Source organism: Rhodanobacter sp. AS-Z3, from assembly GCF_029224025.1.
GTDB lineage: Bacteria > Pseudomonadota > Gammaproteobacteria > Xanthomonadales > Rhodanobacteraceae > Rhodanobacter.
Genome location: NZ_CP119392.1, coordinates 2,388,552 through 2,410,606 on the forward strand (window position 1 = coordinate 2,388,552; position 22,055 = coordinate 2,410,606).

The window sequence follows — 22,055 nt, forward strand, 5'->3', positions numbered from 1 at the left end:
GAGACCAGCCGTTTCCTTGGTCGCCCGGTGCGGCTGTTCCGCTTCGAGCGCCAGGGGCTGGTGTGGCGTTTCTGCAATGCGCCGCAAGACCTCACCATCGGCGGCTTCACCTACCTTGCCGCGCAGATCGACCGCAGCGAAATCAAGCAAACGGTTGAGCGCGCCAAGGACAAGGTGCAGGTCACCATCGCCTACCTGCGTGACCCCGGCGCCACCACCTTCCCGGTGACGCAGGCGCTCGGCGACAACTGGCACCCCTACACACCCAGCGACACCGTGCGCGTTATCTGCCTGTCCGCCCACATCGGCGATACGGATCCACCGGTGGTCGAGTGGATGGGCATGGTCAGCCAGCCTGCCTTCACCGATGTTGAGCTTACGCTCACCTGCGAGCCCAGCACAGCCATTGCGCTGGCGCTGCAGCAGGGGCCGAAGTGGCAGAAAGGCTGCTACAAAACCGTGTACTCCACCGGCCCGCGCGGTTGTGGCCTGGACCCGGCCGCGTTCGAAGTAACGGCCACGCTGACCGCCGCGAGCGGCCTCACGCTGACCGCGGCGGAGTTCGGCACGTCGCCGCTGTCGCTGGCCGGCGGCTGGGTGGAATGGACGCGCACCGATGGGCTGGTGGAGCGGCTTTCCATCATGTCGCACAGCGGCACATCCATCGGCCTGCTGTCCGGCGCGGTGGATCTGGCCATTGGTCTGGCCGTGGTGGCGCGGCCGGCGTGCGAGCAGACCTGGGCGGCGTGCGCGGTGCGTTTCGCCAACCCCGAGTTGCATTACGGCGGCGCCATCTACAAGCCCGTCAAAAACCCCACCGGAGATTCCATGTCATGGGGCTGATACTGCGCGGCCGTCATCGCTGCAACGTGTGGTCGTGGCGCCTGCGCTACTGGTGGATGGACACCCACGCCGGCCAGCAGGCGCATATCGCCGTGCTGTGCCTTGCCGCGCTGGTCGTGGTTGGCCAGATGGTGCACCTGGGCATCGCCGCGCTGCATCCGGCGCCGGTGACCGAACAGCACAGCGTGATCTGGTGGGTGGTCTACCTGATCGTGATGCTGGTTGCTGCGGCAGTATCCTACGCTATGCGCCCCAAAGCGGAAAACACTAAGCCGACGGAGCAATCCGGCCCAACCACCGAAGACGGCCAGTCGGTCATGCGCTTCTGGGGAACGCATTGGATCGATGACGAATTCCTGCTGGCGTGGAAGATCGTCGGCCGCGATCCGATCAAAGCCAGCGGGGGCAAGTGATGATCGTCACGACCCGCCACTTGTTCACTTGCCCCGGCTTCAGCCGCCGCGCCGGTTTCTGCCGCGACGGCGCCCGCCGCCAGTCGGTAGCGCTTGGCCTTGACTGGCGCGACTTCGTCGCCAACGGCATCGCCGCCGACAAACTGCTGGCCACCGGTAACGGCTTCGCCATCGCGCTGGTCGCGTGGGCGGAAAAGTGCGAAGCGCAGGAGCACACGCAACATGGGTAAGGGCAGCAAACCCACCATTGGCTTCTGGTACCACGTGGCCTATCACCACGGCCTCACCATCGGACCCATCGACGCTTTCCTCGAATATCGCGGCGGCGACAAAACCGCGTGGCAAGGCGAGCTGACCGCCAGCGGCACCATCAACGTCAACGCACCCAATTTGTGGGGTGGCGAAAAAGACCAGGGCGGCATCGTCGGCAACCTCGACGTGATGTTCGGCGAGCCCACGCAGGTGCCCAACCCTTACCTGGTGTCGACCTTGGGCAACCAGACGGCGGCATGGCGCGGCTTCAGCACCGTGGCATTCACCGGCGGCCGCTACGGCGCCATGAACCCGTACCCGCAGAAGCCGAGTTACAAGATCCGGCAGATTTTGAACGGGTGGGATGACGGGTGTTGGTATCCGGACAAGGCACCGATCATCATGGCGCCGTCTAGCGGCACCCCGTCGGATGTTGTTCTGATTTCGGAATTGGCAATGGCGGGCAATGTCGTCATTGGCCCAGGCACGACTGGTGGCGCGTACATCGAGATCGGCGGTTTTTCTGTCGCGGATCAACTTGTACTTAGCGTGATTGATGGAACGTACGCAGCATGGTCACGGTGGGCCACCGACGACCATAACGGTGGGCGGTCGTGGACGTGCGGCGTTTCGATGACGACGGATAATGGGACCATCCTTCGATATCTGGATGATCCCGGTTACAGCGCCACGCATTATTTTTCGACGGCCGCCGCCGCCCACGCTTATGCAGTGACGCAGCCGGCGGGAATCTTTTCCGGAAGTACGTACTATCGGTTGAATTTCGATGACTATGCGGTCAACGAAAATCGAGGCGGCTTGTCCCTTCGGGTGAGTCGCCGGGGCGCATTCTTGCAGGCAATCAACCCGGCGCATGTGCTTTATTATTCGCGCACAAACCAAGAGATGGGACGAGAGCTTGCCAGCAGCATCAACAGCGCTAGCCTTCAGGCCGCGGCGGACAAACTCTTTTCCGAAGGCTTCGGCATTTGTCCCAAATGGGACCCGGCGAGCGAGACGGTAGAGGATTTCGAGAAGCGCATCTGCAAGCTGATCGGCGGCAGCTTCAGCCGTAGCCTGGAAGATGGCCAGTGGTATCTCGACCTCGCACGCGGCGACTACGTGTTGGCTGACCTGCCCATTCTTACGGACGATGACATCCTCGACTTCAAGGAGCAGCCATCGTTGCTGGATAACGCGATCAACAGCGTCAGCGTTCGGTACTTCGATCCAGAAAAGAAGGAAACAATCGTCACGGCACCGGTGCGTGCGTTGGGATTGGTAGCATCGTTCGGAACCATCCACCAGACCAACGACTATCCCGAAATACCCACTGCCGACCTGGCGGCGCGTGTAGCTTTGCGTGACCTGCTGACCACCGCGACGCCAACGCGGGCCTTTGATCTTGTCACCAACCGCACGCCCTACAACTGGCGCCCCAATCAGTACTTCCGCCTGCAGGCACCCAAGCGCGGCATTGCCGACATGGTGTGCATCCTCGGCGAAAATCAAACGGGTACGTTGAAATCCGGTGCCATTCGACTGAAGGCGACGCAAGACATCTACGGCCTGCCGTCCGCCAGCTTCGTGCAGGTGGAGTCTGGGGTGGATACCCGGCCGTCGCAAATACCCACGGTGATCCCGCTGCAGCGCGTTTTCGAGGCACCTTACGTCGAAGTCGCCGGTGCGCTGTCGCGTGCGGATCTTGCCGCATTGCCTTCGGACATTGGCTATGTGATGGGCGCCGCATCCACCCCGGCAACGGATATTGATTACGCGTTGATGGTGAGCGCGGCCGGTGGCGACTACGTTGAGGTGGCGCGTGGTGATTGGTGCGCAGTGGCGACGATCAATGAAACGGCTGCACCCGGTGACACCGCATTCACGCTTGCCAATGGTTCGCGTCTTGCTGCCGTGGAAGTTGGCATGGCGGCGCTGTGGGACGATGAGATTGTGCGGGTGGATGCGATCGCCGCCACGGCGCTGACGCTGACGCTCGGCCGTGGGTGTGCTGATACCGTCGCCGCTGAATCGCATGCGGGCGGCAGTCGCGTATGGTTCTACGACACGGCGGCCGCGCGAGGCACAGCCGAATACGCCGCCGCCGAAGTTATCGCTGTCAAGCTGCTCAGCAACACGGGCAGCCAGCGGTTGCCGTTGGCGTCGGCGACCGCGTTGTCGCTGACGTTCGCGTCGCGGCAATACCGTCCGTATCCGCCAGGCCAGTTCCGCGTCAACGGGTTGGTTTCGCCGACCGACGTCATCGGCGCGGTCACCCTCACCGGCGTGCACCGCGACCGCGTGCAGCAAGCCGATCAGCTTGTCGATGGCGAGATGGCGGCGATCGGCCCTGAAGCGGGGACTACCTACACGGCGCGTTATTACATCAACGGCGCGCTGGTACATACCGACAGCGGCCTTAGCACGCCGTCATCGACTTACACGCCAACGGCCGGCGGCATCATGCGCGTGGAATTCGAAGCGGTGCGCGACGCGCTGGCCAGCTTCCAGATGCATGTTCGCGAATTCGCGGTTGGTGCCGTGTTGCAAGCGGAAGACGGCACGCTGATCAGCACCGAAGACGTTCAATCCATTTTGATGGGGTAACCGCTATGCCTAAAATTTCCCAAATGAGCCCGCCTGTTGGCGCATTGAGCGGACTGGAGCTGATCCCGCTGTTGCAAGGCGCGGCGAATGCGGGGCTGCCGCTACTTGCCGCTGGCGCGCTGCCAAAGGGTACCGTGTTGCAGTTGCGACGCCCGTTTGCGGCCGACCTATCGGCCACGGCGGATGCGGACCCGGGTGCCGGCAAGTTGCGCTGGAACAATGCCGCGCCCGCGTCGGCGACCATGCTGTATATCGACAATGTGGACGGCGGCGCCACCAGCATCGCGGCGGCCTGGGCATCACTGAACGTCGGCGGCTTCGTTTATGTGCAGGGCGTGACAGACGCCGCCCGGGGCAACTGGCAAAAGTGGCAGGTCGCGTCGGTGGCCACCGGCACCGGCTACGCCAAAATCGGCGTATCGCTGCAAGCCAGCGCGGGCACGTTTGCTGATACCGATCCGGTCGAGCTGACGCTGCAACAGCCCACGCCGTCGCCGGGTATCGATCGCGGTGTGCTGTCGGGGCTTTCGATTGCCAGCGGTGTCGTCAATATCGACTGCTCGTTGGGTGACTACTTCACCCTGGCACATACCGCCAATGTCACCAGTCTCACGTTCAGCAACCTGCCTGCTGCAGGGATGGCCCGCACGTTGATGGTGCGCATCAAGCAAGACGGTACCGGTGGGCGCACGTTCGCCATGCCAGCGTCCTTCAAAGCCATCACGGGCAGCGATACCGCGGTGCAGTCGGCGGCGAATGCCTACACGATTCTGGCGATCACCACGTTCGATCAGGGCACGCGGTGGGAATACAGCATGAAGGCAGGTGCGGCATGACCGCTATCGCCCACCATGCGGCGCTGATAGCCGCCGCAAGCATTAGCGCGTACACGACCTTGAACCCATCGGACAAATCGTCAAGCATCACGTTGAGCGGTGGGAATCTCGTTGCAACAGGAAACACGGCAACGTCGGGCATTGTTCGAAGCATCAAGGCCATCACGGATAAAAAATATTTCGAATGCGTTATCTCAGGGCCCAACGTTGGCAATACTGCAACATGGGCGGCCGGCATCGCTAACGCATCCGCATCCCTGACTGGGTCGCTTGGATATTCGGATGCAAACGGTTGGGCGTTTTGGGCGGCTAACCTAGGCGCGAGGCACAACGGAATAACGACGGTAACAATCGGAGCTTATGCACCAAACGTGCTCGGTTTCGCGGTAGACGAAACCAGCGGGAATATGTGGATTAGCATCAATGGCGTGTGGATTTCTGGCGATCCGGTGGAGGGAACCAGCCCAGCGTTCACGGGCATCACCGGGACGATCTACGCGGCGGCGTGTCCGTGGACGAATGCAGTATCGGCAAAATGCACGATGCGTTTTGACCCGGCATTGATGTCATATACATTGCCGACAGGGTATTCGGGTATCGCTGCATGAAGGTCAGAAACGCTTTGCCTCAGTCATTTCCAGCACTACCCCGACGATGGCTGCATGTCCGCCGCCAACTTCGCCGCCAGCCTGCAGCTCACCCTCGGTTATGAGGGTGGCTTCAGCGATCACCCGCTCGATCCCGGTGGCGCCACCATGTGCGGCGTCACCCAGCGCGTGTATGACGAAGACCGCGATGCGCGCCGCCTTGCTCGGCAAAGCGTGCGGCTTAGCACGGAAGCCGAGCGCGCCGCTATCTACCGCCAGCGCTATTGGGCCACCTGCGCTGGCGACGCGCTGCCGGTGGGCGTGGATTACGCGGTGTTCGACTTCGCCGTGAACAGCGGGGTGGGGCGGTCGGTACGCACGTTGCAGCGCCTGGTGGGTGTGGCTGACGATGGCGCACCGGGCCGCTACACGCTGGCCGCGGTACAGCGCTACTGCGCCCAGTACAACGCCAACGCGCTGACCGATGCCATCTGCCATGCGCGCATGCAGTTCCTGCGCGGCCTGCCCACCTTCGGCACGTTCGGCAAGGGCTGGACCACCCGCGTGATGGGCAAACAGGACGGCACCCAGTTGACCGACACGGGCGTGATCGATCGCGCTTACGCGATGGCCATGGGCGCGGGCGTCACCCAGCCGGCCACGCCCATCGTCACGCCGAAGACCTATCTGGCCACAGCGGCATGATCCCGGTGGCAACCTCGAGGGCACGCGATGATGATTGAAATCCGCGCCAGTGCTTTCCTCGGTGGCGTTTATTCCACCGCCGCCGCCGCCGCCACCTGGACCAGCCCGCTGGAGTTCGTCGGCCTGCCGGCGCCGGTGTTGTTCATGGCGTTCGCCGGGGTGGCCTTCGGGCTGATCCTGCAGCCACCCAAAACCAGCCGCACCACCATGTTCCTGCTGGTGCTGGCGTACACCTTTTTCAGCGCCGTGGCCACCGTGATGGTGGGCGGCATTCCGCATATGGAATGGGCGCAAGCGTCCGCGCCGGCCATTGCCGGCTTTCTTGGCGTGTTCGCGCAAGTCGTGGTGCCGGCGGCGCGTAACCGGCTGACCCGCGAAGTTCAGGACCGGGGGAACAGCTCGAACGGAGGTGCTCCATGATCGACATCATCGCCTGGCTGGCGGCACTGGTAGCCGCCCTGACCGGGCTGGCCATGCTGCAAGACTCCACGCGTCGCCCCGCCGATCGCAGTCGCGTCGGCTGGACGCGCCACATTCTTCGCTGCGGCCTGCTGGTGTTCATCACCGCCAGCGCGGCCATCCTGTTGTTCATGCCCGAAGCCCGCACGGCGTCGGTGTATGAGGTGGCCTTCCGCTGCAGCCTCACCGGCTTCATGGCCATGCAGTCACCGTGTCCGTGGTGGCGCTACGTGTTCAAAGGTGGCGTGAAGCCACAAAGGCGTATCACCGATGGCTAGTGCACTGGCGTTGCTCAAGGCCTACTGGAAGCCGCTGCTGGCGATAGCGCTGCTGGTCGCCGCGCTGGCGACTGCCTACCACCGCGGCCAAACGAACGGCGAAGCCGCCGGCGACGTCAAGGTGGCGAAGCTCACCGCTGACCACGCCCAAACCCTGCAGCACCTCGCCGAGCTGGCCACCCGTTCGGCGCTGGCCGCCCGCGACGCTGAACACGCCCAGGCGGACGCCATCACCGCTGTGGCCGCCCACTACGAACAGGCCAAAACCCATGCCCAAGCCCTTCCTGCCGCTGTGGCTGCTGATCTGCACGCTGGCGTTATCAGCCTGCGCCAGCAGTGGACGTGTCCAGCCCCTTCCATCACCCGTGCTGACCTGCCCACGCCCGGCGGCGCCGCCGCCCAGCCTGATGCAAACGCCGCACTACGAAACCAAGGTGCGGGCGATCTTGTTGGACTCGCCGCCGAAGCCGACGCCCAGGTAGCGGGCCTGCAGCAAGCCCTGTTAATCTGCACCGCACCGGCCACGCAGCCGACCACGCCCAAACCCGACGGGTGACAAAAACCGGGTGGCAACTGTCGCAAGTGGTTGAAAAGCCTAGAACCGCAACGCCCTGCAAATCCGCGTACGCCGGTTCGATTCCGACCTAGGCCTCCATTGCGCTTAACCGCAACATCCCGGAACACCCCGCAAACCCCGCTAATGCGGGGTTTTTCTTTGTCTGACGTCCCGTAGTACTCCCGCTGTGTCACTTGTGATACCGCAAGTCTACCGGTAGCTTTGACGGTATCGGCAACATGCCAAATCCGGATACCGTCATGCTGACCCCTTCCGCCGTTGCGAATGCGAAGCCACAAGCTAAGCCATACAAGCTGGCCGACGAACGCGGCATGTATCTACTGGTGAAGCCGGACGGAGCGCGCTTGTGGCGCTTTGATTACCGGCGCCCGGACACGCGCAAGCGCAACACCCTATCTCTGGGCGCCTTTGCTGACGTGAGCCTGCGTAAGGCACGCGATAAGCGCGACGAAGCCCGCGCGCTGTTGGCGGACGGTATCGACCCCGGTGTACATCGGGTGGCGCAGAAACGCGCAGGCGAAGAACGCGCAGCCAATTCGTTCGAGGTTGTCGCGCGCGAATGGCTGGCCGTGAAATCGCCGGAATGGATGGATGAAACTGCGAAGCGCGTAACGGCTTGGCTGGAAAACAACGTGTTTCCCATCATTGGTAAGCGGCCCATCGCGGAACTGGAATACAACGCCCCCGAGTTGCTGGATGTTCTGCGTCGTATGGTGAAGCGAGGCGCCGTGGATTCTGCGCACCGAGTCCGCGAGCACATGGGCGCTGTGTTTCGTTACGCCATCGCTACGGGGCGCGCGAAGCATGACCCCGTTGCTGACTTGCGCGACGCGCTGCCACGGGCGGAAGTGGAGAACTTCGCGGCACTGACTAAGCCTGATGATATTGCCGCCTTGTTGCGGGCCATCGACGGTTATCAAGGTTCACCTGTCACGCGCGCGGCGCTGCTGCTGTCGCCGCTGGTGTTCCAGCGTCCGGGAGAAGTGCGCCAAGCCGAATGGGAGCATATCGACCTTGATGCGGGTGAATGGCGCGTGCCGGCATCCGTGCAGAAGTTAAAGAAGGCGCAGAAGGAAAACCCGCGTACACCAGACCATATCGTGTTGCTGTCGGTACAGGCGGTGGCGATCCTGCGCGAGTTGCAGCCACTGACGGGGAGGGGCCGCTACGTGTTCCCCGGCGCGCGCGACCGTAATCGCCCTATGTCGAACAACACGGTGCGCGGTGCATTGCAGCGACTTGGCTACACGGGCGAGGAAATGACTGCGCACGGTTTCCGCCACATGGCTAGCACGCGACTAAACGAGATGAGCCAGTGGAACCCGGACGCCATCGAGGCGGCGCTGTCGCACAAGATGCCGGGTGTGCGTGGCGTGTACGCCGGACGCGCGAAGTTTCTGGATGAGCGCAAACGCATGATGCAGGTATGGGCGGACTACTTGGATACTTTAAAAGTCGGCGGGAACGTAATCGCGCTCCGACGCGGGAGCAAAGGTAAGTGACAAGACTGCTCGCTATGGCGAAGGCCGAATTGGTTGACCTTGTGATTGGTATGCGTGAAGAACTGCGCGATGAAAGGAAGTCCGTACGGGAGTGGCAGGAATCGTGTGCCTATTGGAAAGAGCTCGCGAACGCGAACGCATTGCAGCATGGGGAGTCACACCGTGTTTCCCGCCCCAAGGTGATGCGCGACAACAGGCGCCAGGAAGGCACACGCAAGGAACGCCGACCCGATGTGACGGAATGGATCGCAAAGCAACTCGCGCGGAATGCCTCTGCAAAGTCTCCTGATTTGTGTGTCGACTCCCCATAAATCAGTGCCACGCTAAATTAGAGGTCGCCGGGTCGTTTTGAATGCGGAATTCGGCGGGCGTGAGCCCGTCGAGGCTGTCATGGGGAATCTCGTTGTTGTAGTCAGCTACCCATCGTTCGGCCTGCTCGCGCACTTCGGTGAGATTGCGGAAGACATGCATGTCCAACACGCCACGCCGGAAGCTTCCGTTGAAGCGTTCGATAAAGCCGTTCTGCATCGGCCGGCCGGGCTCGATGAAGTCCAAGGCGATGCCCTTGCGTTCCGCCCATTCGGCCAGAGCCAGCGCGATGAACTCCGGGCCGTTATCCAGGCGCAGCTTGGTCGGGTAGCCGCGCCAGGCGGCGATGCGCTCTAGCGTGCGAATGACACGTGTGGCTGGTAGATTGAGATCCACTTCGACCGCCAGCGCTTCGCGACTGAAATCATCGATCACATTGAACGTACGAAAGCGCCGCCCGTCCCACAGGGCGTCGGACATGAAGTCGATCGACCAACTGCTGTTGATCTGGTCGCCGGCCACCAACGGCATCGGGTGCCGGTTGGGTAACCGCTTCTTTCCGCGGCGGCGCCGGTTGAGCTGCATCAGGCAGTACACGCGCCACACCCTCTTGTGATTCCAAACCAGCCCGCGACGGCGGATCAGTTGGAACAGCTTGTCGAAACCACGCTCCGGAAACCGCTCAGCCAGCTCGGCCAGCAACGCAATCACTGCTTCGTCCCGATCCACTCGGCGTTTGTAGCGTGCCGTCGATCGAGAAAGCCCCACCGCCTGACAAGCCCGACGCTCGCTCCAGTCGTGAACATCCATCAGCCACGACATCAGCGGGCGCTTGTGCGCCGGGTCTATAGTTTTTTTGCGATGACGTCCTTCAGCGCCATGTTCTCCAGCGACAGATCAGCGAACATGCGCTTGAGGCGGCCGTTCTCTTCTTCCAGATCCTTCAGACGCCGAACATCAGCCGCTTCCATGCCGCCGTACTTGGACTTCCAGACGTAGTAGGTGGCGTCCGAGATACCCAGCTCTCGGCACACATCTTTGACCTGTCGACCGCCTTCGACCTGCTTCAGCGTCGCGACGATCTGGCTCTGGGTGAACTTGCTCTTGCGCATCGTTGGTCTCCTTAGGGGCTAGTTTGCCCGGAGACCTCTGGTTATACCTGGACCAAGTTTATGGGGAGTCGACATGTGGGAACGGGCCCCCGACTACGTGACGGAACAAATCGGATTTGACCGATTCAAGAAGCGTGTCACCGCTGAAAGGAAAAAGGGTCGCATGTAAATAGCGACCTATTCGCCATAGAGCATCCCCGGCAATCCCGCAACAACTGCGGGCAACATCGGAGATGCCGCTATGTCCCCTAGCAACACCCCTGCGACGACAACTGAACCGGGCGACCTTGTAACCGAACAGGACGCTGCTGCCATTCTGTCTACTGCTGTTCGCACCCTGCGCAATTGGCGGGCCCTGCGCAAAGGCCCGCGCTATCGCAAGATCGGCGCACGCATGGTGCGCTATCACCGCGCAGACCTTGCCGAGTTCCAGAAGATTATGGCGGGCGATGGTGAGGCTGCGGCATGACCCGGCCCGGCTCGCATATCCCTAGAAGCGCGAAACCCCACGGCAGCAACCGTAGGGCTTCAAGTGCGGCAATGCTCGATTCTGTGCGTGCATTGTACGGCGACAAACCGGCGGCACACATCCCCGACAACTGGCGCGACCGTCTGCCCGATCCGGCGACCTACTACGGCCAGCACGTCTCCAAGCTGGGGCCACCGAAGGGCAACGGCTACGCGGTGGGTCTGTGTCCTTTCCACGACGATCACACGCCTAGCTTTGGCGTGAAGCTGACCGACCCACGCGGGCACTGGTGTTGCTATGCCGGATGCGGCAAGGGCGACATGGTGTCATTTCACCAGCGACGTACTGGCCTGGACTTCAAGGCCGCTGTGCGTGATCTGATTGGTGGGAGTCGATGAACGCCGTGGCCCAATCTATCGAGACACCTAAAGAGGCGGCACGCCGTCTGTCTGCTGGCGCTATGCGTGATGGATTCAAGCCAATCGCATTGCACTGTTACCGCGAAGCAAGCGGCGACCCCATGTTTTGGCGCATCCGCTGCAAGCATGCGGACGGGCGCAAATGGATGCGGCCCATGTTCCACGATGGCACCGGCTACGTTCTAGGCGAGCCACCGGCACCAGCCGAAGGCAAACTGCTGTATCACCTGCCCGAGCTGCTGGCCGCTGACCCCGCTGTTCCGGTTGTCATCGTGGAAGGCGAAGGCAAGGTGAAAGCCCTGCAAAAGCTGGGCATGGTGGCCACTACATCCGGCAGTTGTACCAGCGCCAGCGGCGCGGATTGGCAGCCATTAGCAGGGCGTCATTGTGTGATCTGGCCTGACAACGATGCACCGGGCGCGGAGTATGCCGACGGCGTAACCGCCACGCTGCACGCACTTGGCTGCGTGGTCGAGTTGATCGACGTAGAGCCGCTGGGCTTGCCTGAAAAGGGCGACGCGGTGGACTGGCTGGCGCTGTATCCGAACGCTACGGCTGATGACGTGCTGGCGCTGTTGAGGCTGCCCCCTGAAAAATCAGGTGTGGCAGGTGTGGCAGGTGTGGCATCAAGCGCAGCAACTCCTGCGACGCCACACGCTGCCACACCAAAAAACGAAGGTGTGGCAAAACCAAAGGCACGCTTTGATCTGGTGGCCAATCAGACAGGACGTAAATCGGGTGTCTATTGGATCGGCACCGCGCGCGACAAAGACACCGGCGAGGAGATCGAGCGCGAACCCGAATGGATCTGTTCGCCTTTGGTAGTGCCAGCAACGACGCGTGACGGCGACGGCAGCGAATGGGGGCGCCTGTTGGTTTTCACTGACCGCGACCGCTTGGAGCATCGCTGGGCTATGCCTATGACCATGATGGCGACCGATGGCGCCGACCTGCGCACGGAACTGCTACGGCAAGGGCTGGAGATAGCCACCGATGGCACGCGGCGGCGGCACCTGCTGAATTACATTCAATGGGCGAACCCGGACACGGCGGCGCGATGCGTCACGCGTACCGGCTGGCATAACGATGCTTTCGTGTTGCCGACCTTCACCTATAACGATGAAGCGGAGCCGGTCATTTATCAAAGCGCGTCGCTGGACGGCGTGGCCTTGTCGCAAGCGGGCACGTTGGAAGCGTGGCGTGAACAGGTGGCCATGCCGTGTGCTGGCAATAGTCGGCTTGTCTTGTCCGTTGCTGCCGGATTCGCTGGCCCGTGTCTCGGTCTGGCAGAGGCGGAGGGCGGCGGTATTCACCTGCGCGGCCCGTCCAGTGTCGGCAAGTCCACGGCGCTACAGGTGGCGGGTTCGCTGTTTGGCCCGCCTGCGCGGTACGTTCGCACCTGGAGGCAGACGGATAACGCATTGGAGGGCGTGGCATCGCTTCATTCTGACCTGCTGCTGATCCTAGATGAGATCAAGGAGCTGGCCGCAAAAGATGCGGGCGCCGTGGCGTACATGCTCGGCAATGGGCAGGGAAAAGGTCGAGCCAATCGCAGCGGTTCCGCACGCGCGGCGGCACGCTGGCGTCTGTTGTTCCTGTCATCGGGTGAGGTGGGACTGGGTGACTTGATCGCACAAGGCGGAGGAACGCTTCACGCTGGCCATGAAGTGCGATTTATCGACGTGCCAGCGGATGCGGGGACTGGACTGGGCTTGTTTGATTGCGTGCCTGATGGCATCGCGCCGGGCGTCTTTGCTGACCAGTTGAAACAGGCGGCAGCGGCACACTACGGTCATGCACTGCCCGCGTTTCTGGAGCGGCTTACAGCCGACGTGGCCAGCAATCGTAATTTGCTGGTGAGCATGCGTGATGCATTGGCCGATGAACTGGCCACCGGCACCAATGACGGGCAGGTGCGAAGGGTGGCGCAGCGGTTCGCGTTGATCGCGGCAGCCGGTGAACTTGCCACACATCACGGCCTGACAGGTTGGCCACCGGAAACAGCCGAACTGGCAGCGCGTGCGTGTTTTCGTGATTGGCTGGCAACACGCGGCACCAAAGGTAACTCGGAGCCAATGGCGATGGTGTCAGCGGTACGGGCGTTTCTGGAGTTGCACGGCGAATCACGTTTCACCCCATGGGATGCCGACGACAAAACCCCGCGCACCATCAACCGTGCTGGCTATCGAAAGAACACCCCCGATGGCCCGGAGTACTACGTGGAGGGTGAAGCATTTCGACGCGAGATCACGAAAGGGTTTGACTCGCGTAGTGTGGCCCGACTGCTGATAGAGCATGACGCCATGCTGCCAAGCCCTGACGGCAAGGCGTCCCGTTCCGAACGGTTGCCGGATAACCGAAACGCGCGTGTTTATCGAATCCTGCCGAAACTGTGGGAGATCGAGTTATGACACTGGCCGCGATCATTGCTGAGCATTCGGCGAATCTGCCACACCCAACGCGGGAAGGTGTGGCAACGTGTGGCGTGCAAACCGTTGGTACGCCTAGTGCCACACCTGCCACACCTGCCACACCCAAAAAACAGACCCATGAGGTACGGGCGCAAACGCCGTCCAATACTGTCCAATCATCCGATGTACTGAAAGCCGAACGCGCGCGCCTGCTGGAACTGGCCGCTGCTGAGGTAATCGACGCGGCCCATGTTCACCGATTGAAAGATGCCGACCTTGCCGAGTGCCTAGGGCTGGATGACGGGCAGCGCAGGGTATTCCTGCGAATGATGGATGACACGGCAGAGCGTCACGCCGGACGTGTGCCGCTGGATGACACGGCGGCGATGTACTGCGAAAGGTGCGGCCCGGTCTGGACTCACCCCGACATTGCCGAGAGTCTGCCCGTAGTCAAAGACTGGCCGCGTGCGCTGGGCTGTCCGTGGTGTTTCGTGCGCAAGGCAGGGGGATACATTCCGCGCCCGCCTGTTGCTTGCTGTGATTGCCAGCACTTCACCGCTGACGCATTGAACCGCGAGGCGGGCATAGGCACCTGTACTAGCGACCACGGTTCGTACTGGGCAGGGCAGCGGCATGCCTGCGCAGCGTTCCAGCCTGACAAGGAGCCGACTGTATGACGTGGCAACCTGGGCAACCTGTGGTGAGTGCCAGCGATGAAGTCGATTGGAAGGCATGGCGCAAGGCCAGCAAGTTGGAGGCGCAGCGTTGGCGACGGCGGCAATATCCACGCATCGACTACTACCCAAGCGAGGAGGCGCTGGCAGTGATTGAGACGTACACAGGCAACCACGCCGGGGGCAATTTCAGCAGCGTTATAGATCGCCTGATTCTGTCTGCTGCTGACGACCTTCCGGAATAGAGTAGTGATAAATAGAGATCGGAACCGTCGATTGCCACCGGCATCGCGCCCATGCGTGCGCGCGAACAAGTTAGGACGAACCAATGCGGAACCGTCGAATTAATGGACGCCTTTCATGCGCGCGAATGACTTAGGCGGTCTGCTCGTGGTCTGTGGGGGCAGGCGTCGCCGTGACGGCAAGCCCTGCGAAGCTCTAAGCGTTCCGGGCAAGCGTCGCTGCAAATGGCATGGCGGGTGTTCTACTGGCCCACGTACTGCCGAGGGAAAGGCTAAGGTGGCGGCTAACCTGCGGCTTTCGATGACCGCCGACGTACGCCTATACAATCTGGTCAGTAGATCAAAAAAGGGGGAGTTATGAGGACTGCTGAAACTTTGGGGTTGCTGTGTGCTTTGTTCGTCTTGTCCGGCTGTGCGACGACACCATCTAACGCTGCATTATCCGTCCGCGACGCGGATACTCGCATGGTCGCGTCCTGTCAGTTTCTCGGAGATGTGACTGGCAATTCTGGCTTTGGCGGAGTGGCAGCCAGTACAGGCGAAAAGAACGCGCAAACGGAAGCACGCGAAAAGGCCGCTCGGTTGGGAGCTACTGACATCGTATGGTCGAACTTGGATGGAGGATGGACGCCGAGCGTAAGCGGTAAGGCGTATCGTTGCGCGAAGTGAGGGCGAGAATGTCGGTCAACCTGCCAAAGCGGCTGCGATCCATGAGCATCGCGCCGTGCTGGCGGTATATTTGACGGTAGCGGAGAGCTTTCTCTATGGATGATTGGCTTCAGGAAAGCGTTTCGGGCCATGATTCGATTCCGACCTAGCCATTGCTCGACAGGCTGCCAATCAGCCGCTGAAAACCCGCCATCGGCGGGTTTTTTGTTGGCTTGAAATCGATCGGTGCAGAGTTGGCAATGGTGTCGCGGCCACCACGCAATCAACAGCTTGGCGTGGTGGCGTCGTCGGTGCCGCCTGCGGCTACCGCGTGCTGAATCGCCCACTGCTGGAATTCATCTGCCGGTAACGGTTTGCAGATGAGGTATCCCTGCATAAGGTCGCAGCCGAGTTTCCGCAACACGGCTTCCTGCTCTTTCGTTTCGACGCCTTCGGCAATCGTGGTCATGCCCAGTCGCTGGCCCACCTCGATCACAAAACCCGCCAATGGATCGGCAACATCCGGTTGCAACGAGGTGACAAAGGAGCGGTCGATCTTCAACTCGTCCATGGGCAGTTGTTGCAGGTAGGAAAGTGACGAGTAACCGGTACCGAAATCGTCCAGCGATAGCTGGAAGCCGATGGCGGAAAGTTGCTTCAGCGTCTGCAGTGCCGCGGGAAAGTCGGTCAACAGTGCACTTTCAGTCAATTCGAGCGTCAACTCCGACGGACTGACGTTGGCAGCGGCCATCTGCGCAGCAATGTTCGCTACAAATTGCGGGTGGGCAATTTGCCATGGGCTGATGTTGACCGAGATTCGGCCACCAAAATCGATTCCCAGCGACCTCCATTTGCGAAGGTGCTCGCAGGCGCGAGCAACCACCCACGCGCCGATGGCATGAATGAGCCCGGTTTCTTCGGCGATCGGAATGAAAGTAACCGGCGAGATCTGGCCCAGCGTGGCGTGGGTCCAGCGCAGCAAGGCCTCGGCACCGACCAGCCTTCCGTGCATGTCCACCTGAGGCTGGAAATGCAGCGAAAACTCGTGCCGTTCCAGCGCCTCGCGCAAGCCGCGCTCCAGGTCCATGCGTGCATCGGCCTCGCGTTGCATTTGCGGCAGAAACAGGCGCGCGGCATTTCGTCCGGCTGACTTGGCGCGATACAACGCAATGTCCGCACAGCGAACGACGTCGGTTGCGCCCTGACCGTCGTGCGGAAATGCCGCCACGCCAATACTGGCGCCCACGCCTAGAAAGCGGCCGTCAATTGCCAGCGGCGTGGCAAGTCGCTGCAACAGGCTTTCGGCAATTTCCATCGCGCATGTGGCTGCGTGTTCCGGCGTGGCGTTGCTGGCACCAAGCAACATGATGAACTCGTCCCCACCCAGGCGGGCAACGGTGGCGTCGGATGGCGCCACTGCAAGCAGGGTATCGCCGATGCATTCCAGCACGCGGTCGCCCACCTGGTGTCCCAGCGAATCATTGATGGTCTTGAAGTTGTCCAGATCGACCATCAACACCGCGCCGTACTGCTTGCGCTGGCTGGCTTCGACCAACAGATCAGTGAGGATGTACAGCGCACGCAGCCGATTCGGCAGGCCGGTCAAGGCGTCGTGATAGGCGGCATGGCGAAGGTCGAGTTCGGCCCTGCGCCGAGAGTTGGCCTCATCCCGCAATTCGCCGGCGATGGTTTCCAGTTGCAGGCTGCGTCGACGGATCTGGTCGGCCAGGGAGATGCCCATCAACAGCACAAACAACGGAAACGCAAACAGATCCAGCGGTGGGCTTCGCAGGTTCAGTGTCTTGAGCAGAATGAAGCTCCATGATCCGCCCATGACCAACATGGTCAGACACACAAGCAACATGCCGCCGCGCCAGCGTTCGCCGGCCAGGACTTGTCGCGCTGCGCTGTAGAACGTCCAGCCAATGACGAGGATGTCCAGCAGGCTGTATACATATCCGGCGGTCGAAATCGTGCGCTTGATGGTGAACAGCTGTTCACCCCAGGGCAGTACCATGCGCGGACCTTCTTCCAGCAGCGTATAGAACGCGCCATAGGGACTGCTCAGGTTGATCCAGAACATGCCCAGTGAAAGCAGGCAGAGCATGCCGAGCAGGTAGCGGTTCATCGGCCTTTCCGTGTAGAAACCCACGAAAAACGCCAGTGACGGTAGCGTCAGCAAGGAGATGCCCGTCAACAGGCGCACCGTTGGGACGGCCAACACAAGCGATGTAGTGACGTACTGGAATGCGCTTGCGATAGACAGCATTCCGACACATGCGCACAGCACGCTGAAAGCCAGATAGGTGCGATCCGTTCCGCCGCGCAGACCGACGATCAGATACTGCAGAGCCGCACCGCACACCAACACCCCGACTGCTATCAGGGCAACTGTGTAATAGCCGAAACTTGTTGGTTCAACCATGCGCCCCCCGGTCTTCGCGTTTGGCGCTTCGATCCGTCGGTAGCAGCGTACGTCATGTGGTGCTCAAACAGCGAGTAGATTGCTCAGACTCGTACTTTCGACACATAAGTACGAGAATTTATGTGCAAACCCGTTGGCGTAACCCTAAAATTCCCCTACATTCAGCGTGCCGTGAGGCATTCAAACATTCCATCACACCTAGACGAGGGGAAATCCATGGCAAAGGCACTGAAAGCAGCAGCCAAGAGCAAGCCGGCACCGAAGGCCAAGGCCGCACCGGCAGCTCCGAAGCCGATCAAGGAAGCGCTGAACAAAACCAGCCTGGTGGCACACATCGTGGAAGCCAGCGGCGTGGTCGCCAAGGACGTCCGTGCCGTGCTTGCTGCACTGGAAGGCGCCGTTGCCGGTTCCATCCACAAGAAGGGCGCAGGCTCGTTCCAGCTGCCGGGTCTGCTGAAGATCACCTCGGTGAGCGTGCCGGCCAAGCCGAAGCGCAAGGGTATCAACCCGTTCACCAAGGAAGAGCAGTGGTTCGCGGCCAAGCCGGCGTCGGTCAAGGTCAAGATCCGCCCGCTGAAGAAGCTGAAGGACGCGGCGGCCTGATAGCTGCTGTTTACTCTGCGTCAATCATGAAAGTGCGACGGCCCGTCCGTCGCACTTTTTTTGTGCGTCAGTAAGGCGTGGAAACGTGTTTGGTGCCCGAACCCGGAATCGAACCGGGATACCCGTGAGGGTGAGGGATTTTAAGTCCCTTGCGTCTACCAGTTTCGCCATTCGGGCCGGATGTCGGAGCAAACTGCAGCGTGGCTGCAGGCGGCGCGAATCGTAACATGCGCGCAGCAAGGGCCTGTCATTCGGGCCCGTTCAGAACAGACTCTTGAAGATGTGGATGCCGGCGCTGTACTCGCCGATGATCGTGCCGACGCTGACCAGGAAGAAGTTCAGCAAGGTGCGAGCGACCCGGTTCTTCCACCAGCCACTCCAATGCACGATGTCGTCGCGCAGGGTGTCGAAGTCGACTACGCGCGGTCGACGGGCCCAGGCCTCGGCCATCGCGCTGATGCCGCCGGCGGGAATGCCGGGGCGAAACGGTTTGATCGGCGCGGCGATGAAGGCCGCCAGGATACTGACCGGATGACCGCCAGCGAGCAGCGCGCCCACTGCAGCGAAGCCACCGGTGAACAACACCCAGTCACGCAGGGCCTGCGTGCCGAGCGCAGTGTTCTGATGGAACGCCCAGGCAATCGCGGCGAAAACCAGCAGCACCAGCGCCACGGCCAGCCACTTCGGCCAGCGCGCCTTCGGTGGTGACAGCGCCAGTTCGGTGACTGTGCTGGCGGGATCGTCCTGCTGCTCGCGCAGCAGCGCGCACATGCCCTTGAGATGGCCGGCACCAATCACCACCAGCACGCGGCGTGGTTCGGTGGTGGCCGAACGAGCGGCCTCCTGGCGAAGGCGTGCGGCCATGAACGCATCGCGTTCGCCAATCAAGCTGTTGTAGAGCGGCTTGGAACCGTTGGCGAATTCACTGAAGGCGCTTTCGAGCAAGTCTTCCTGCTTGAGCTTTTCGATCTCGCCTTGTTCGATGTCTTCGCGATCAAACACGCTGGCCAGCAAGCCGCCGAGCAGGCCGAAGCGCTGCCAGAAACCCACGCTGCGCCAGGCGCGCTTCAGCGTGGTGCCGACTTCGCGATCGATCAGCCACAGCGGCAGCTGGCGTTTGTCCGCACCGTCCATGGCGGCTTTCATCTCCGCGCCGGGCTGGATACCGGACTGGTCGGCCAGGCGTTTCTGGAACGTTGACAGCACCAGGCTCGCAGCGACCATGCCGGCCTTGCCCTCGCGGATGACCTTGAACAGATCGAGCTGCCTGAAGGCCTCGGGGTCACGCATGCTTTGCGCGCGGCTATCGCAGAGTTCCACCGCCACCGCGTCGAAGTGCTCGTGATCGAGCATGGCTTCGACCGCTTCCATGCTGCTGCGCGATACGTGGGCGGTGCCCAGCACCACGTACTCCACGCCCTCGCGCTGCACCCGTTCGATTGGCTGGCCATCCAGCGCAGCAGGCAAGGCGATGACTTCGGTTTCAGGAACACTCATGCGATCAGCCGGCCGGTTTCAGGTGGAAATTCAAGCATGGGGACGATCGCCATGCGGAACAAGCAAGCACATCCTGTGCTCGCACGGATTCAGTCGCGGTAGCGCTTGAGCAGGTCGGCATACGCATCGATGCGGCGATCGCGCAGGAACGGCCAGATCCGCCGCACATGCTCGCTGCGCGCCAGGTCAACCTCGGCCAGCAGCAGTTCCCGGCCGTTGGTGCCGGCCTGGGCCAGATACTCGCCCTGCGGGCCCGCAACAAAGCTTGAACCCCAGAACTGGATACCGGCGCCGACTGCGCTCGGATCGGCTTCATAACCGGTACGGTTGCATGACAACAGCGGCAAACCGTTGGCTACCGCATGGCCCCGCTGCACGGTGATCCAGGCATCGCGCTGGCGATCCTTCTCGGCCTGGTCGTCGTTCGGGTCCCAACCAATGGCGGTGGGGTAGAGCAGCAATTCAGCGCCGGCGAGCGCCATCAGGCGCGCCGCTTCCGGATACCACTGGTCCCAGCACACCAGCACGCCGAGGCGGCCGACTGAAGTGTTGATCGGTTCGAAGCCAAGGTCGCCCGGGGTGAAGTAGAACTTTTCGTAAAAGGCGGGATCGTCGGGAATGTGCATCTTGCGATACTTGCCGGCGATCTCTGCGGAGCGATCGAAAACCACGGCGGTGTTGTGATATAGCCCGGTCGCGCGCTTCTCGAACAGCGAGGCGACCACCACCAGTTGCAGTTCCTCGGCCAGCTTGCCGATGCGCTCGGTGCCGGGGCCGGGAATCGTTTCGGCCTGATCAAACACTTCGACCGACTCGTGCTGGCAGAAGTACGGTCCATTATGCAGTTCCTGCAGCAATACCAGTTCGGCACCGGCCTTGGCAGCCTCGCGCAGGCCGGCCTCGATCGCGTCGAGGTTGGCGTTGCGGCTGCCGCGGTCGGTTTCTTGCAGCAGCGCAACCTTGAGGGTCTTGCGGGTCATCGGGGCTATCCTGGGCGTGGCGCCAGCTGGAACAGACCCCGCAGTTTAGCCGATGCGGGTCAGGCCAGCCCGGCCGGCAGCTGCATGGTGATGCAGTGCAGGCTGCCGTTCTGCCAGATCAGCGGGCGACAGGGCACCTGCACGATTTCGCGGCCCGGATGGGCGCTGCCGATGATGCGGGCGGCTTCTGCATCGGCCGGATCGTCGTAGGCGGGCACCAGCACGGCGCCGTTGACGATCAGATAGTTCGCGTAGGACGCGGCGAGACGGCGGCCTTCATCGATGATTGGTTGCGCCCACGGCAATGGATGCAACTGATACGGGCGACCATCCACCGTGCGCAGTGTGGCCAGCTCGGCGGCCATGCGCTGCAATTCGTCGTGGTGCGGATCGCTGGCGTCATCGCAGGCCTGGAACACGATGCGATCACCCGGCGCAAAGCGGGCGAGCGTGTCGATGTGGGCGTCGGTGTCGTCACCTTCGAGATAACCGTAATCCAGCCACAACACGCGCTTGGCGTGCAGGCCATCGCTGAGGATCGCGCTCATTTCCTCGCGCGACTGCTCCGGATGCCGCTGCACCAGGCAACGCCAGGTGGTCAGGATGGTGCCGGCGCCGTCGCTTTCGATGCCGCCGCCTTCGAGTGCCCAGTCGATGCGCTTGTGTGCTGCATGGCCAAATACGCCAGCTCCGACCAGGCCCGCGACCAGCGCGTCGTCTTGCTCGGCACCGAACTTGCCACCCCAGCCGGTGAAACGGAAATCAGTGAGCTGGAAGCCGGCGTCGCCGCCCTTCAAGGTGATCGGACCGGAATCACGCAGCCAGGTGTCGTCGTAGGGCAGGGTGATGCAGCGTACTTTCGACAGCGTCACGCCGGCATCCGCCAGCAGGCCTTCCACGTGAGTTCGCAACGCCGCGTCGGCAACCACGATGATCAACGACTGGAAACGGGTGACCGCAGCAGCCAGTGCCACGTAGGTGCTCTCGACCGAGGCCAGCCGGTCGGCCCAGTCGGTATCGGCGTGCGGCCAGGCGATCAGTACGGCGGATTGCGGTTCCCATTCGGCGGGCAGGCGCAAGTTGTGGTCGGTCATGCGGGACAGTCTCGTGGACAGGCGGTATGGCGTACGACCGCAAAGTGTACGACGAGGTGGGCACGCTTACACAAAAACGCGGCCCGCATTGCTGCGGGCCGCGTTTTCATCAG

22 protein-coding genes and 1 tRNA gene are annotated in these 22,055 nt (G+C 62.0%); 17 read left to right on the plus strand and 6 right to left on the minus strand.

The window, feature by feature from the left end; translation table 11 throughout:
- The first annotated feature begins 27 nt into the window (after positions 1–27).
- The 11 genes from PY254_RS10650 to PY254_RS10700 all read left to right on the plus strand — a co-directional run bounded on the left by PY254_RS10650 (position 28) and on the right by PY254_RS10700 (position 9,059).
- Positions 28–843, plus strand: coding sequence for a phage BR0599 family protein (locus tag PY254_RS10650; protein ID WP_345781809.1), 816 nt, complete (start codon positions 28–30; stop codon positions 841–843).
- Positions 834–1,256, plus strand: a complete 423-nt coding sequence (locus PY254_RS10655; protein WP_281012022.1) for a hypothetical protein — start codon at positions 834–836, stop codon at positions 1,254–1,256. Before PY254_RS10650 ends, PY254_RS10655 begins: the two co-directional genes overlap by 10 nt.
- A complete protein-coding gene (locus PY254_RS10660) occupies positions 1,256–1,486 on the plus strand; it encodes a hypothetical protein (RefSeq protein WP_281012023.1) in 231 nt (76 codons plus the stop codon). The genes PY254_RS10655 and PY254_RS10660 overlap by 1 nt, the downstream gene beginning before the upstream one ends.
- Positions 1,487–1,736: 250 nt before the next feature.
- On the plus strand, positions 1,737–4,115 hold the full coding sequence (locus PY254_RS10665; protein ID WP_281015207.1) for a hypothetical protein: 2,379 nt from the start codon (positions 1,737–1,739) through the stop codon (positions 4,113–4,115).
- Between the two features lie 23 nt (positions 4,116–4,138).
- The gene (locus PY254_RS10670; RefSeq protein WP_281012024.1) at positions 4,139–4,951 is read left to right on the plus strand and encodes a hypothetical protein; all 813 of its coding nucleotides are present in this window, start codon (positions 4,139–4,141) and stop codon (positions 4,949–4,951) included.
- Positions 4,948–5,559 carry an SPRY domain-containing protein gene (locus PY254_RS10675; protein ID WP_281012025.1) on the plus strand — a complete coding sequence of 204 codons (612 nt, stop codon included), beginning with the start codon at positions 4,948–4,950 and terminating at the stop codon, positions 5,557–5,559. The genes PY254_RS10670 and PY254_RS10675 overlap by 4 nt, the downstream gene beginning before the upstream one ends.
- Positions 5,560–5,613: 54 nt before the next feature.
- Positions 5,614–6,243, plus strand: a complete 630-nt coding sequence (locus PY254_RS10680; protein ID WP_281012026.1) for a glycoside hydrolase family 108 protein — start codon at positions 5,614–5,616, stop codon at positions 6,241–6,243.
- A gap of 27 nt (positions 6,244–6,270) precedes the next feature.
- On the plus strand, positions 6,271–6,663 hold the full coding sequence (locus PY254_RS10685; RefSeq protein ID WP_281012027.1) for a hypothetical protein: 393 nt from the start codon (positions 6,271–6,273) through the stop codon (positions 6,661–6,663).
- Positions 6,660–6,980, plus strand: a complete 321-nt coding sequence (locus tag PY254_RS10690; protein WP_281012028.1) for a hypothetical protein — start codon at positions 6,660–6,662, stop codon at positions 6,978–6,980. The genes PY254_RS10685 and PY254_RS10690 overlap by 4 nt, the downstream gene beginning before the upstream one ends.
- Positions 6,973–7,536 carry a hypothetical protein gene (locus PY254_RS10695; RefSeq protein ID WP_281012029.1) on the plus strand — a complete coding sequence of 188 codons (564 nt, stop codon included), beginning with the start codon at positions 6,973–6,975 and terminating at the stop codon, positions 7,534–7,536. The genes PY254_RS10690 and PY254_RS10695 overlap by 8 nt, the downstream gene beginning before the upstream one ends.
- Positions 7,537–7,796: 260 nt before the next feature.
- Complete coding sequence (locus tag PY254_RS10700; protein WP_281012030.1) at positions 7,797–9,059, plus strand: tyrosine-type recombinase/integrase; 1,263 nt, start codon at positions 7,797–7,799, stop codon at positions 9,057–9,059.
- A 312-nt stretch (positions 9,060–9,371) separates the two neighbouring features.
- Here the strand turns inward: PY254_RS10700 and PY254_RS10705 are convergent.
- Positions 9,372–10,480 (minus strand): IS3 family transposase gene (locus tag PY254_RS10705; protein WP_281012031.1). Its coding sequence is split into 2 segments (ribosomal slippage): positions 9,372–10,228 and positions 10,228–10,480, totalling 1,110 coding nucleotides; the frame shifts between segments, so codons are not numbered across the junction.
- A gap of 241 nt (positions 10,481–10,721) precedes the next feature.
- Between PY254_RS10705 and PY254_RS10710 the strand changes: the two genes are divergently transcribed.
- The 5 genes from PY254_RS10710 (at position 10,722) to PY254_RS10730 (ending at position 14,698) form a co-directional block, all read left to right on the plus strand.
- The gene (locus PY254_RS10710) at positions 10,722–10,949 is read left to right on the plus strand and encodes a helix-turn-helix transcriptional regulator (protein WP_281012032.1); all 228 of its coding nucleotides are present in this window, start codon (positions 10,722–10,724) and stop codon (positions 10,947–10,949) included.
- A 71-nt stretch (positions 10,950–11,020) separates the two neighbouring features.
- A complete protein-coding gene (locus tag PY254_RS10715; RefSeq protein ID WP_281012033.1) occupies positions 11,021–11,347 on the plus strand; it encodes a CHC2 zinc finger domain-containing protein in 327 nt (108 codons plus the stop codon).
- Positions 11,344–13,779 carry a DUF927 domain-containing protein gene (locus PY254_RS10720; RefSeq protein ID WP_281012034.1) on the plus strand — a complete coding sequence of 812 codons (2,436 nt, stop codon included), beginning with the start codon at positions 11,344–11,346 and terminating at the stop codon, positions 13,777–13,779. The genes PY254_RS10715 and PY254_RS10720 overlap by 4 nt, the downstream gene beginning before the upstream one ends.
- Positions 13,776–14,456 (plus strand): hypothetical protein, encoded by a 681-nt coding sequence (locus tag PY254_RS10725; RefSeq protein WP_281012035.1) that lies wholly within the window; start codon positions 13,776–13,778, stop codon positions 14,454–14,456. The genes PY254_RS10720 and PY254_RS10725 overlap by 4 nt, the downstream gene beginning before the upstream one ends.
- The gene (locus PY254_RS10730) at positions 14,453–14,698 is read left to right on the plus strand and encodes a hypothetical protein (RefSeq protein WP_281012036.1); all 246 of its coding nucleotides are present in this window, start codon (positions 14,453–14,455) and stop codon (positions 14,696–14,698) included. The genes PY254_RS10725 and PY254_RS10730 overlap by 4 nt, the downstream gene beginning before the upstream one ends.
- Positions 14,699–15,626: 928 nt before the next feature.
- On the opposite strand, the gene PY254_RS10735 is transcribed toward PY254_RS10730, so the two are convergent.
- Positions 15,627–17,471 (minus strand): putative bifunctional diguanylate cyclase/phosphodiesterase, encoded by a 1,845-nt coding sequence (locus tag PY254_RS10735; protein ID WP_281012037.1) that lies wholly within the window; start codon positions 17,469–17,471, stop codon positions 15,627–15,629.
- 513 nt (positions 17,472–17,984) lie between these two features.
- Here PY254_RS10735 and PY254_RS10740 point away from each other — a divergent pair.
- A complete protein-coding gene (locus PY254_RS10740; protein ID WP_281012038.1) occupies positions 17,985–18,371 on the plus strand; it encodes an HU family DNA-binding protein in 387 nt (128 codons plus the stop codon).
- 90 nt (positions 18,372–18,461) lie between these two features.
- On the opposite strand, the gene PY254_RS10745 is transcribed toward PY254_RS10740, so the two are convergent.
- The 4 genes from PY254_RS10745 to PY254_RS10760 all read right to left on the minus strand — a co-directional run bounded on the left by PY254_RS10745 (position 18,462) and on the right by PY254_RS10760 (position 21,942).
- Positions 18,462–18,548: transfer RNA gene (locus tag PY254_RS10745), tRNA-Leu, on the minus strand.
- 84 nt (positions 18,549–18,632) lie between these two features.
- Positions 18,633–19,868, minus strand: a complete 1,236-nt coding sequence (locus PY254_RS10750) for a TraB/GumN family protein (protein ID WP_281012039.1) — start codon at positions 19,866–19,868, stop codon at positions 18,633–18,635.
- 89 nt (positions 19,869–19,957) lie between these two features.
- On the minus strand, positions 19,958–20,848 hold the full coding sequence (locus tag PY254_RS10755; RefSeq protein WP_281012040.1) for a carbon-nitrogen hydrolase: 891 nt from the start codon (positions 20,846–20,848) through the stop codon (positions 19,958–19,960).
- Between the two features lie 59 nt (positions 20,849–20,907).
- Positions 20,908–21,942: an agmatine deiminase family protein gene (locus PY254_RS10760; RefSeq protein ID WP_281012041.1), complete on the minus strand. Its 1,035-nt coding sequence runs from the start codon at positions 21,940–21,942 to the stop codon at positions 20,908–20,910.
- Positions 21,943–22,055: the final 113 nt, after the last annotated feature.